Origin of the sequence: Deefgea rivuli DSM 18356 (genome assembly GCF_000620145.1) — a bacterium.
Classification (GTDB): Bacteria; Pseudomonadota; Gammaproteobacteria; order Burkholderiales; family Chitinibacteraceae; genus Deefgea; species Deefgea rivuli.
Window position 1 is genome coordinate 92,657 of record NZ_JHVM01000014.1, and the last position, 11,765, is coordinate 104,421.

Annotated in this window: 11 protein-coding genes and 1 rRNA gene; 7 read left to right on the forward strand and 5 right to left on the reverse strand. The window is 48.2% G+C overall.

Annotated features, from left to right (window positions below; all coding sequences use genetic code 11):
- The first annotated feature begins 102 nt into the window (after positions 1–102).
- The 5 genes from Q320_RS21525 (at position 103) to Q320_RS20735 (ending at position 4,625) form a co-directional block, all read left to right on the forward strand.
- Positions 103–252, forward strand: a complete 150-nt coding sequence (locus Q320_RS21525; protein WP_156939020.1) for a hypothetical protein — start codon at positions 103–105, stop codon at positions 250–252.
- 41 nt (positions 253–293) lie between these two features.
- On the forward strand, positions 294–1,124 hold the full coding sequence (locus Q320_RS0107595) for a MipA/OmpV family protein (RefSeq protein ID WP_027468502.1): 831 nt from the start codon (positions 294–296) through the stop codon (positions 1,122–1,124).
- Positions 1,125–1,158: 34 nt separating this feature from the next.
- Positions 1,159–2,295 carry a serine hydrolase domain-containing protein gene (locus Q320_RS0107600; RefSeq protein WP_027468503.1) on the forward strand — a complete coding sequence of 379 codons (1,137 nt, stop codon included), beginning with the start codon at positions 1,159–1,161 and terminating at the stop codon, positions 2,293–2,295.
- A 55-nt stretch (positions 2,296–2,350) separates the two neighbouring features.
- Complete coding sequence (locus tag Q320_RS18985) at positions 2,351–3,307, forward strand: hypothetical protein (protein ID WP_051534569.1); 957 nt, start codon at positions 2,351–2,353, stop codon at positions 3,305–3,307.
- Positions 3,308–3,530: 223 nt separating this feature from the next.
- Positions 3,531–4,625: a hypothetical protein gene (locus tag Q320_RS20735; protein ID WP_051534570.1), complete on the forward strand. Its 1,095-nt coding sequence runs from the start codon at positions 3,531–3,533 to the stop codon at positions 4,623–4,625.
- Positions 4,626–4,716: 91 nt separating this feature from the next.
- Here Q320_RS20735 and Q320_RS18995 read toward each other — a convergent pair whose 3' ends face one another.
- Positions 4,717–5,661 (reverse strand): TraB/GumN family protein, encoded by a 945-nt coding sequence (locus Q320_RS18995; RefSeq protein ID WP_051534571.1) that lies wholly within the window; start codon positions 5,659–5,661, stop codon positions 4,717–4,719.
- A gap of 251 nt (positions 5,662–5,912) precedes the next feature.
- Positions 5,913–6,908, reverse strand: a complete 996-nt coding sequence (locus Q320_RS19000) for a patatin-like phospholipase family protein (RefSeq protein ID WP_035853018.1) — start codon at positions 6,906–6,908, stop codon at positions 5,913–5,915.
- A gap of 233 nt (positions 6,909–7,141) precedes the next feature.
- On the opposite strand from Q320_RS19000, the gene Q320_RS0107630 reads away from it, so the two are divergent.
- Both Q320_RS0107630 and Q320_RS0107635 read left to right on the forward strand, forming a co-directional pair.
- Positions 7,142–7,906 (forward strand): sulfite exporter TauE/SafE family protein, encoded by a 765-nt coding sequence (locus tag Q320_RS0107630; protein ID WP_027468504.1) that lies wholly within the window; start codon positions 7,142–7,144, stop codon positions 7,904–7,906.
- 138 nt (positions 7,907–8,044) lie between these two features.
- On the forward strand, positions 8,045–8,425 hold the full coding sequence (locus Q320_RS0107635; RefSeq protein WP_027468505.1) for a hypothetical protein: 381 nt from the start codon (positions 8,045–8,047) through the stop codon (positions 8,423–8,425).
- 66 nt (positions 8,426–8,491) lie between these two features.
- Here Q320_RS0107635 and Q320_RS0107640 read toward each other — a convergent pair whose 3' ends face one another.
- From Q320_RS0107640 to rrf, 3 genes are all read right to left on the reverse strand, one after another.
- The gene (locus tag Q320_RS0107640) at positions 8,492–9,493 is read right to left on the reverse strand and encodes a M14 family metallopeptidase (protein WP_027468506.1); all 1,002 of its coding nucleotides are present in this window, start codon (positions 9,491–9,493) and stop codon (positions 8,492–8,494) included.
- A gap of 146 nt (positions 9,494–9,639) precedes the next feature.
- Positions 9,640–11,394 carry a bifunctional isocitrate dehydrogenase kinase/phosphatase gene (gene aceK, locus Q320_RS0107645; RefSeq protein ID WP_027468507.1) on the reverse strand — a complete coding sequence of 585 codons (1,755 nt, stop codon included), beginning with the start codon at positions 11,392–11,394 and terminating at the stop codon, positions 9,640–9,642.
- A gap of 134 nt (positions 11,395–11,528) precedes the next feature.
- Positions 11,529–11,642 (reverse strand): 5S ribosomal RNA (gene rrf, locus Q320_RS0107650).
- Between the last annotated feature and the right edge of the window lie 123 nt (positions 11,643–11,765).

The window sequence follows — 11,765 nt, forward strand, 5'->3', positions numbered from 1 at the left end:
TGTCATACTACTTGCGATTCAAACCGCAAAACGCTTCTGCTTTAAGTCGCTCAGTTTATGAAGCCAATGTGGGAATTCTGATTTTTTAGATTGGAGAACGCAATGTGGAGTTTGTACCGAACACCATGGCATTTCGATCAACGCTTGGCAAAACCAGCAGCGCACACACCGCCATCTGCGGCACAACCAAAAGCACTTGATCCTCAACATCGCGCTCAGCGTGACAGTAAATCAAACATCAACAAAACCTAGCCCAACATCCATTTAGCTCTTTTTAAACAAGGAAAATTTTTATGCGTTACCCCCTCATTTTATCTTTACTGCTGCTCAGCCCAATGAGCCAAGCTGAGGAAGTCGCTCTGAACTCGAACATCGAACAAGGTTTATCGCGCCTACAAAGCCTGTGGGCAGAAGCCAGCGATGGCCAGAATTGGCAAATCGCAGCAGGGCTAGGCGTGGCGTATTCGCCTGAAGTCATGGGTGGCGACGTTTATAAAGCCACGCCGATTCCTAGTTTTGATATTGCCCATCGCTCTGGTTTCTTTCTTGGCACCAGCAAAGGCTTAGGTTGGAGTTATGCAGTGAATCCAGACTGGCAAGCAGCAATTTTTCTAGCGCCAAGTGGTGCACGCGAAGAAAAAGACCAGCTTACCGATAAAAAAACATTCAAAGGAATGGGCGACATTAAATCCGCAGCGCAGGCCGGCTTAGCGCTCAATTACGCCGTGGCTGATTTAAATCTATCCATGCTGATGCTCACTGGCTTGAGTGATAAAAATCGAGGAGAGCAACTCACCCTCAGTGCCGATTACACCGTGTATGGCAGCGAGCATTTCGCGCTGATCTTAAACAGTGCGCTCACCGCCAGTAATTCAGATTATCAACAACGCTGGTACGGCGTTACGGCACAACAAGCGAAACAAAGTGGTTTCAAAGCCTACAACGCAGGCAGTGGCCTCAATCTCGGCACGGTCGGAATCACTGGCATCGTGCCAATCAGCAAGCAGCTGCGCCTGATTAGCAATCTGAGCTACAACCAGCTACTGGGCGATGCCGCAGACAGCCCCTTAGTTACATCAAAAGGCAGCGGCGCATTTTCTGCGCTACTGCAATACACCTGGTAACACACCAAACAAGCCCCCCGATAAGGAAACCCAGATGCATTTCAAATTAATGCTCCGCAATGTCTCTAGCTTTATCGCTAACTCGGGGGGCGCAAACCCTAGCGATGCCCGCCCCATATCAAGCGCTGCAACGATAGAAAACCAAGCGCAACTCCAAGCCAAAGTGGCGCGTTTTCGCCTTGAGCATCATTTACCCGGCCTCGCCGTTGCCCTAGTTCAAAACGACACGATTTATCACGCTTGTAGTGGCCAACGGCGGATCGATGCGCCTGATTTAATTCAAAGCAGCGACCATTTTCCGCTCGGCGCATTGGGCAAAGCCGTCACCGCCACATTAATCGCCAGCTTGATAGCGCAAGGCAAAATACGCTGGGATGCCACGCTGGCCGAGTTATTACCCGCTTGGCGCGAACAAATGCTCGCTCAATATCAATCGCTGACCATCACGCAATTACTGCAGCACCGTGCAGGCCTCGCCCGTGATTTTTGCGATATGAATTACCCCAGCTTATTAGCCATCCTCGGTGGCAATCACATCGCAGATCGAATCACCGCAGCGCGCTGGTTACTACAGCAGCCTTTGACTCAAACCGCCAATCAAAAAAGGAGCTACTCGAACCTAGGGTATTTGATTGCAAGCATTATTGCTGAACTAAGAGGAGGAGATACCTATGAAAATCTTCTTGAGCAATATGTATTTCAGCCGCTCAATATCAACGCCCATTTCGGCGCTTCGGTTTTAGTGCAAGGCCATCGCTGGATTTCGACCGGCTACTTGGCAAGGCCAAAATGGCAAATTGCAAAAAACCATGCAGACGATCAGCAGCAGCTGTGCAGGCTCAATGCCAGCAGCGAAATCAAGCTGTCCTTGCCGGACTATGGCGTATTTTTACGTGAACATTTGCGCGGATTGCGCGGCCAATCCACATTGCTAAACGCAGCCTGCTTCAAACGGCTGCATACACCCAACGATCATTACGCACTCGGCTGGTCGGTCATTCAATCGCCACAATATGGGCCAATCAGCGTGCACGATAGCGCAGCAGGCGGCTACTCAAGCTACGCCTTAATGATGCCACGCCACAACACCGCAGTAGCGGTGATCTGTAACGGAGAAAATAGTCGTACAGCGAGCAAGCTGATTCAACTCGCCGAATCGCTAGCCACCTGATTTCTACATAGACACTTGCCTTGAACTATCGCGCAGCTTATAAACGAGCAGCGCAATGGATAAAAGGCTCAATATGCAGCTCAGCCCCGAAGAACGGCTGGTTTTTCTCAGCAAAAATCCCAGCTTCACCGAACTCATCAACGCTTGCCCTGCGGCGTGGCAAAGCGTGCGTACCGAACTCGAAGGCATCTTTGCGCGGCGCGATCCAGCGGAACTCAAAGCCATCGTCGAAAAAGTCCGCATTCGCGCACCGCACGATGCGCGGTTTTTATCCGGAGAAAGAGATGGTCGCGCTTACGCTGAGTTCGTCGCGCAGCAAGAGCGGCAACGCCTGATCGAACTGGCACTACGCCAATATGCGTTCTCGACCGCGACGGGGGTTGGCGCGGGCAAAGTGCGCTTTAATCTGTGGAATGGCCTCATCATGCAGCGCTTGTTGTTTGAGCGTGATTTGGTGCGCAAACCGGTGTCGATACGGCGCTTTAAATGGACTTGGCCGCTGATTACGCAAAAGCATTTCTTAATGCCCTTGGTCGAAAAACGCGGGATTTACTGCTTCTACAGCAAGGAATTGATTGCTGGATTAGCCCAAGTGATCGGCAACCGCGCTTGCCTTGAAATCGCCGCTGGCGACGGCACGCTCAGCCGCTTTTTACGTGGGCAGAATGTAGCCATCACTGCGTGCGATGATTTTAGCTGGGGCAAAGTCGTCAACTACCCCGCCGACGTGCAAAAGCTCGACGCCAGCACCGCGATTGCGCAACACCAACCCGAAGTCGTCCTCTGCTGCTGGCCACCAGCGGGCAATCACTTTGAAAAACAAATCTTCCGCCAACGCTGTGTGCAAACCTACATCGTCATCGGCAGTCATTCGCGCTTTATCACCGGCAATTGGGGCGATTACGAAGCGCAAACTTTGTTTGATAGTCAAGAAAGGCGCGACCTCAGCCGCTTAGTCTTGCCACCGGAATTGGGGGCGGGGGTTTGGGTTTTTCAGAGAAAACAAACATAGGATGGGTGGAGCGGAGCGATACCCATCATTGCAATTAGATGGGTATTTCAATACAAGTATTGATTAATAAAGCCCATATAGCAATACCCACACCTATTCGAACAGTAAGTATTACCAAAATACACCTCATGTCAGCTGACCTGTCTTATCCTCGCAATATTCAATGCAAATCACGGCAAGAGAAAACAATGAGCTGGCATAATCGCAGACATTGTCGGTTTATATGCTGACCCTTTATGCTTTAGTGAGCTTCCTGATGAGTCTTGCAACACCCAACGTAAGTGAACTACTCAATGAAAATAAAGCAAAAATTGCTGCTATTTTTATGGAGCACTTAGAAAGTCAGCGTGAATCGGATCCATTAATCGGTGCAAAAATTGGTGGCAAAGAACTGCTTGAACGCTTATTGGCAGGAATGCAAACCGAAAAAGGCGTGCATGCTGAAAGCTTGTTGTGTGCTCTGGGTTCACTAGCAGGTTACTCATGCCAAGCAGCGGTGCGCGCAGAATGGGTAGATGAAAAAGGCCAGCCAGAGAAAAAGGTGTTCTCCATAATTGAGACACAGAACCGACAGCGCTTCTTTTTTGGTGATTTACCAAATCAAACGCTAGGAGAAAATGAGTATTCGGTGCTGAAATTAAGTGCTGCAGCAGCTCTTGAACTAGGTCTAGGTAAACTCATAGATTTTAAATCGATCTTCGAGCATGTAGCTGGGAGCATAGGATGGGATCATTTTGGTACTCCACGACTGCCTGCGGGACACCAACCGGGTGATCTTCCTATCAATTACGTTATGCACTTGTGGCCAAGTTGCTTGGAGTTACTCAAGCAATTTTGTGCGAAACCAGCAGAGTGGCCAATTTTATTGGGCGTAGCCATTCAACAGGGAATGCGATATTGCAAAGATGTAATTGATCCCGCCTTGGCGCTAACGATAGTCATGGAAAGCGCAATCCCAATGGCCAAAATTGATCTGCAAGGGAAATTGGCGCAGATCAAAGCAGAAGAAAAAACACGAAATTCTGCGTTACCATTTTGGCTGCATTCACAAGAAGCAAAAGTAGTATGCGTGGGCTCAATCATTCATATTGGCTTAGCGATATTCGGGCCTTTAGGGCTTGGCTATCTTGAATTGCCTTTCTTATATACTCTGACCTCGCTCATTATTCCTTTTATGCTCTTAATCTGTGCTTATAGATTCGATGTCTTTAAGAAAGATTTTCAAGGAATGTGGTTGGACAAAGTTTTATTTTGGGGAATTGCGCTAATGCCCGTCTTACTGCAAATCTACAATTTTCTAAAAGCTCAGTTGGTATAGTTTCAGGTGCGTAGGATGGGTGGAGCGAAGCGATACCCATCACTGCAAGACGATGGGCATCGCCAAAATACGGCTCAACCCATCCTACGAATTAATTATCAAAACTAACCCGCTCCACCTTAAACCCCCGCTTCGCCAATAACGCTGGCAGGCCGTTTTTTCCTATCATGTGCAGGCTACCGACGGCGACGAAAATCGGTGCGGATTGGCTGTGGAGTTTGGCAATGCTGTCGACCATCGGTGGATTGCGCTCATCGAGCAAACGCCGTAGATCGGCACGCTGTTTGGGCGTGTTCATACAGTTGCACCAGTCGGCAAAGGTTTCCAAGGTGAATAAATCCGATGCCGCCCACGCGTCAAGCAGCTTGATCGTCATCGCTTGGCCGTTATTATTTTCGATCAAGGACAATGCTTCGGCATATTCAGCGGGGCTGACTTTGCCATCGCCGAGCAAGGCATGCATTTGGCTTTCGGCGGTTTCCAAGGCGACAATTCTCTTGCCCGCGTTTTTGGTGCCAGCCAGCACATACTCGGTGCCGTAAGCGGTTTCAAAGCCTGCTTCACGCAAACCGAGCACGCCCAAGGTCGAAAATAACAGTGCCGGATGAATCCCGGATACGATGGTCTCGGGTAGACAGACTTTATCCAACTGCGTTTTCAGGCGAGATTTAAGCGCCGCTGGCACTTGCCCCGCGCCTTGGCTGCCTAATTGCTGCAATTTGGCTAAGGTGGCCGGATCGGTCAGATCTAACTCTAAGGCAATGGTTTGGCTTTGTTGCAAGGCTTGCAGCGTTTTCGGCCCTGGCAGTGCCGCCGATAGACGGTTAATGTGGATCGAGCCATAGAGCCAAGAATGACTGCCATCCTTGCTGATCTTCCATAAAAACCCACGGTCTTTCGCGCTGGCTTGCAAAGCCTGTATTTGCTCGACTGTGGGCATCGCTAGCGGGGGTACACACTCAGCGGCAGCGTTTTTACTCGCGAATAAAGCAATACCCAATGAAAAACAACGCACAGTACGCAGTAACAAAGACATAAATAACCTAGTAATAAACGATAAACAGGCCGGTTTTCACCTGCCACGCAAAAAATATCCAGTGGATTTTAAGCGCATACGATGACGCTGCTGTATTAAATTTATTTAATACAGCAGCACTGCGCAACGACAGGCTGTAGCCATCAGGCGAAGTCACCCGCAATCAGAGTTTAGCGATTGAAATAGATAGCATGCAGGTATTTAACTATAGGGCATGATATGTATTGCCTACAGTCAAATACCCATAGAGCCTATTGCAAATGCGATAGGTTTTCCTCGGCATATCGCTTTGCCGTGGCATAACCCACTTGATACAGCCGCGTTAAATTACTGCGCGACCAGTCAAAGACATCGGGCAAATCCGCATCGGGAATGGATTCGAGCAGCGGTACTTTATGCAGCGTGATGCCATCACTGTGTAGCGCTTCGAACAATTTCACGTCATCGCGCGCGATTTCGACCAGCGGCGTAATCATCGACATCACCCACGCATCGTATAAATCTTTTGGTTTGCGCAGCAGTTTCTCCGCACCAAGCAAATCGAAAATGACGATTTCTTCGAGATCGGGATAGTTTTTGCGCAGGTCTTTAAAGTTCAAACAATCAATCGCCGCGCCTTCCATATAAAAATCACCATCGATCTCGGTGGGCGCATACAGAAAAGGGAAAGACAGCGCAGCTTGCAATTGCTTCACGCCAATTTTTTGCCGTGGCCAGTTCGCCATTTCATGCTGGCTGAGATTGTACGCATTGACCCAAATATCAGTCCCCGGCTGCTGCAAGGCAGCAAAATCAATCAGTTGCTCAACAAACGGCGCGTGAGCGCACAGACCCAGTGATGCGCTATCTACGTCACTTGGGCAAGCCGTGGCGATGCTAAGCTGAGTTACATCTTTGAACGTCTGCGAAAAACTATCCTTTGGTTGCCATTGCGCCAGCATTGCCTGAAAAGGCGCAGTCATTTGGCGATACATATCCGCCTTTGCACCGGGCTTATTGAAGACTTTGAAATTCACTGGAAATACCTGATACAAATAATCGGCAATGCCCATTTCTTGCAAGCTACGCAAAGTGCTGACCGGATCGCCATTTTTAGGCGCCAAATACATCAAGCCCAATAAAGCGCCCGCACCCGCAGTGGAAATCACATCAAATTGCAGCCCCAACTCGTGAAAAGCTTCGAGTGCGCCAGCAACCAAAGTGGCATTGGGTGCGCCACCGCTAATAATCAGTGCTGTTCGCGCCATAATCTTGCTCCATAAAAATTTTGCATGAAGTACTTATACCCATTGCAAATATTTACATCAACAACAAAATTTATGAAAGCTATATGACATTGTATTAGCCTTGAACTCCATTGGCTTCAACGAGACGAGCATGCAAGCTGGCGTTTTTATTTAACACACTGATGAATAAAAACCGCCATAGGCAAGGTGCAATAGATGCGCGATGATAGTCGGCTATTTGCTGGAATCGAGATATGGATACGACGCTGCTCTTCTTACTGCCCACCGCATTTATTGCGGGCTTGATCGATGCCGCAGTCGGCGGCGGCGGATTAATTTTGCTGCCCGGTCTGCTCACCGCATTGCCAAAAGAAATCCCTGCCGCATTGTTCGGCACGAATAAATTCACAGCAGTATGGGGTACTGCCGCAGCGGCATTGAATTACATGCGTCGCATTCGTATACCTTGGAAAATTATTCTGCCAGCAGCGGCAACGGCATTCGTTGGCTCGCTGAGTGGTGCGCGCATTACGCATTATTTGCCCGCTGATGTAATTCGCCCCTTGGTCATTATTTTGCTCGCCGTGATGCTAGCGTATACCTGGTTCAAACCGGCCTTTGGCGACGAAGATGCAGGCCGTACGCTAACACGCCGCGATCTATACATCGGTATGGCGATTGGTGCTGTGATTGGCTTTTATGATGGTCTGTTTGGCCCCGGCACGGGATCATTTTTGGTGTTTTTGTTTGTGCGGTTTTTTCACTTTGATTTTATGCGCGCAACCGCCTGCGCCAAAGTCGTCAACCTCACCACCAACGCCGCCGCGCTGGTGTTTTTTATTCCCGCCAAACTCGTGCTGTTTAGCTATGCCATCCCGATGGCGATTGCCAATATTGCAGGCGCACAGCTGGGCAGTTATTTGGCGATACGCGGCGGCAATAGATGGATTCGACGCTTGTTTTTGCTACTCGCGATCTGCTTATTGAGTAAATTGATTTGGCAGCAATACGGCGCTTAAATTTATTCTATTTAAACAAAGCCCCACAGCCTATCCACCCCTTTTCCCTTACTTACTCACAGACTAATCCACAAGCATCTGCTAAAACGAAAGAATGCGTTGCGCAGCAGCGCAGACGTTTAATTGGAGGATGAGGTCATGTTGAGCAAAACCCTACACGGCGCAGTGAGTATTATGTCGCGCGTGGACTTTATTCGAATGGCATCGACTGAAATGGCGCAGGCGGTGATTTTTTTAACTTACGATACGACTGATGAGCGCACGAGCAACTCGCGCGGCAAACTGCTGCACTATCTCAGTGAAATTGGCATGACGACTGAAGCACAAGCGATTGAAGCGCACAAATCGATTTTGATGTATGAGCTGGCCAGTGACGCAGTGCGAGCCTGGCAACAGATTAATGACCATACGCATGTTGTCGCAGCGCATGTATTTTGGCATGGTCTACAAGATGATGCGGTGCATAGCGCATTGCTACAGGCAAGACCAAAAGAAATTAGCCCATTAGCCCATCACTAAAGGTGATCATTAAGGTATATTTCGCTAGGCCTTTATTAATTAGGCCTAGCGAGCAATACCAATCAGTTATTTTCTAATGCCACCCACATTACGTTCACTCAACTGCGCGAAATAAAACCATTCATTACCCGGCACAGCGCTTGGATTTGGGAACAGTACAAAACCATCGCACGGCGCGGTTTCCAAACTACCATCATGACGGGTACCAATCACTTCGCCAGCTTTGACCGGATCAAAACTAGCCCATGTTTTAGTAAAAACATCATCCGCATGGTGACGATCAATTACGCGGCTAATTTTCAAAACTTCCAAATCCGTCTGCACCACCGCTGGCGGCACATCGGCCAGATTCAAGCAGGCAATCGCATTGCGTACCCCTTGATACGCCACTTCAGGCGAGGTTACATCTTTGTGCTGGCCGCATTCCAGCGTCAATGAATAACCGCCATGCGCGCGCGTGTATTCGGTCGTGCCAACACCATAGCTTGGATCGGTATTAAGCAAGTGTGAGCGCTCGCAGGCTGGCGTATACGCCATACGATGCTTAACGCCTTCGGCATAAGTGCAGAGCCAGCCTTCCACAATCCGATGCGGCCCTAAGCGAACTGCCAAAGCCTCTTCTTCGTTGGCCAAGGCAAACGGCTGTAAATCACCCTCGTTATTCTCAGGTCCCAACATAATAAACGGCTCGCCCGGATTATTCGTTGAATGCAAATCCAGTAGCACATCATGATCGGCCAGCAAAGGACAAAGCGCATTGGCGATACGATCTTCAAAATCGTGCGGTTCATCGGTCACGCGAAAATTGCGGTTTAAATTGCGATCACCATTGCGCTGTCCTTTCTCAAAAGCCAAAGGATTGGTGATCGGCACAAAGGTAATCCGCCCACGCAATAGCTGCAACTCACCCGAATCCAATTCAGCCATCACGCGATGAATCGCCTTGGTGCCGCAATCTTCATTGCCATGCACGGCGCCCAGTACGATCAAACTCGGCCCCGCATCGAGCGCAGAATAAGCAAACGATTTGAGTTGAAAACGTTGGTGCGGCAATACGGCGCTCGACATAAAAAACCTCAATAGCAAATTCAAATGGTGGGACGAATTATCAGCTCATTAAACGGTGCTGTACATGGCCGAAGCGACAAAATGTGAATTTCTCTCGACAATAAAAAAGTCCCCCGCAGGGGCTTTTAAGATCACATCAGATGCGCTTAGCATTGTGGAAAACGCAAAGCCTGTGGATAAGGGAAAAAGTCTTCAATAATGCCGTTTTTTATCCGCATTTTGGTGTCTTGCCAAAACTTGGGGGTGAGTAAATCGGCGTGATATTGATGAAACGCGGCTTTCACATCAGCTCGCGCCAATAGAAAACTACCAAATTCCTCGGGATAAACTTCGTTTTTATTACCGCTAAACCAAGTCTCACCGCTCATTTCAAATTCAGGTGTCGGGGGTGGCGGAATTCGGCGGAAATCGCAATCGGTCATATATTCAATTTCATCATAATCATAAAACACCACGCGCCCAGCACGCGTCACGCCAAAATTCTTGAATAGCATATCGCCAGGAAAAATATTGGCAATTGCCAATTCGCGCAGCGCATTACCATAATCGCGAATCACCGCATTCACGTCTTCGCCACGGCGATGCTCAATAAACAGATTCAGCGGTTTCATCCGGCATTCGATATACATATGCCGAAACACCACTGTATCGCCATCAACTTCAACAATCGACGGTGCCAATAATTGCATTTCGGCCAGTAATTCAGCATCGAAACGCGCCAATGGCAATGCAACATCCGAAAACTCTAAAGAATCGGCCATACGACCAACCCGATCATGGGTTTTCACCAACAGATATTTCGCCATTACGGTGGCGCGATCCACTTCTTTCGGCGGCGCAAAAACATCTTTAATGATTTTAAATACAAAAGGAAATGAAGGCAGCGTGAAAACAATCATCACCATCCCTTTCGTACCGGGAGCGCTAACAAAGGGATCTGAAGAATGGCGCAAATGATGAAATAGCTCGCGGTAAAACATCGTTTTACCTTGTTTACCCAAGCCCAACATCGTATACAACTCAGCACGCGATTTATCTGGAATTAAATCATGTAGGAATTGCACATAAGCCGAAGGCACTTCCATATCGACGAGGAAATAGGCGCGCGATAGCGAAAATAATTGCCGAATATGCACCATTTTAAACAGTGCCGCATCCACATAGAGCTGTGCCGCATCATTGCGATATAAAGGAATCGCAAACGGGATTTCAATATCGCCGTGTGTTGCCTTACCAATAATATAAGCCGCTTTATTGCGATAAAATGGCGATGCCAAAATTTGAATTTGCGAATTAAATTCAGGGACTAATTTCTTAGCTAAATGCCGACGCAGCACTGCCAAAATTCGTGCGACATCCCTATCTAAATCCACAAAAGACAAAGCCCAATTAAAATCACGTAAGATTTTTTTTAAAGTCGCAGCTAAGCCTAAATTATTCACATAATAACTACGGAAAGTGGCTTCGGTTTCTTCAATATATTCGGTAGAAACCGCAGGGCGATAAAAAATAAAATCGTTATGGAAATAAGTGCGGTGCAAAATTCGGCAACAAACCGAATTAAAAAAAGTTTCTGCCAATTCAATTTGCTGATGCTTAAATAACAAAGCAATATATTGCTGTTTCACCGCCAACCAAGCTTGATCGGATAAGGTTTCAGCGGCGAATTCTTTTTTTAGTCGTTCAACGCTTTCTAAAACCCGTGCATCATAAAAAGCAATTCGATTTCTCACACCATCACGCTGCGCTAACACATCACCCGCTTCAAAATTGAGCTTCGCGGCGCTGCTAGCAATGCGAAATAATGCATAGTGATGATTAAATCCTTCCAGCAAGGCCTGCGCAATTGCAGCTGCGCACAATGTGTCATCAGAAGAAATCAATGGGGAAACGGCATTCATATTGGCACCGATGAAGAAAGAGTCGCTTCATTCTAGGCAATATTCAACCATGCTGCGCTACAGCATTACTCGTACTTTCTCGCGGACAGCAAAAAGCCCGACTCTTTCGAATCGGGCTTCTTACTTAAAGGGGAGTCTGGCAATGACCTACTTTCACACGGGCAATCCGCACTATCATCGGCGCTGAGGTGTTTCACTGTCCTGTTCGGGATGGGAAGGAGTGGGACCACCTCGCTATGGTCGCCAGACAAAAACTTGTCTGATGCAGTGAGTCTCCTCACCACACGAGAGTTATCGCATTCTGCTTTTCGCTCGATTTAAACATTTTCATGTCTCATCTCCGCAATCAGCCTACAGCGCTAACTCGAATT

What these genes read in the sequence shown, in the direction of transcription:
- Q320_RS20735 (WP_051534570.1), top strand. Translation starts at nt 3,531, where the DNA reads ATGCTGACCCTTTATGCTTTAGTGAGCTTCCTGATGAGTCTTGCAACA.
- Q320_RS18995 (WP_051534571.1), bottom strand. Translation starts at nt 5,661, where the DNA reads ATGTCTTTGTTACTGCGTACTGTGCGTTGTTTTTCATTGGGTATTGCT.
- Q320_RS0107595 (WP_027468502.1), top strand. Translation starts at nt 294, where the DNA reads ATGCGTTACCCCCTCATTTTATCTTTACTGCTGCTCAGCCCAATGAGC.
- Q320_RS0107640 (WP_027468506.1), bottom strand. Translation starts at nt 9,493, where the DNA reads ATGTCGAGCGCCGTATTGCCGCACCAACGTTTTCAACTCAAATCGTTT.
- aceK (WP_027468507.1), bottom strand. Translation starts at nt 11,394, where the DNA reads ATGAATGCCGTTTCCCCATTGATTTCTTCTGATGACACATTGTGCGCA.
- Q320_RS18985 (WP_051534569.1), top strand. Translation starts at nt 2,351, where the DNA reads ATGGATAAAAGGCTCAATATGCAGCTCAGCCCCGAAGAACGGCTGGTT.
- Q320_RS0107600 (WP_027468503.1), top strand. Translation starts at nt 1,159, where the DNA reads ATGCATTTCAAATTAATGCTCCGCAATGTCTCTAGCTTTATCGCTAAC.
- Q320_RS0107635 (WP_027468505.1), top strand. Translation starts at nt 8,045, where the DNA reads ATGTTGAGCAAAACCCTACACGGCGCAGTGAGTATTATGTCGCGCGTG.
- Q320_RS19000 (WP_035853018.1), bottom strand. Translation starts at nt 6,908, where the DNA reads ATGGCGCGAACAGCACTGATTATTAGCGGTGGCGCACCCAATGCCACT.
- Q320_RS0107630 (WP_027468504.1), top strand. Translation starts at nt 7,142, where the DNA reads ATGGATACGACGCTGCTCTTCTTACTGCCCACCGCATTTATTGCGGGC.
- Q320_RS21525 (WP_156939020.1), top strand. Translation starts at nt 103, where the DNA reads ATGTGGAGTTTGTACCGAACACCATGGCATTTCGATCAACGCTTGGCA.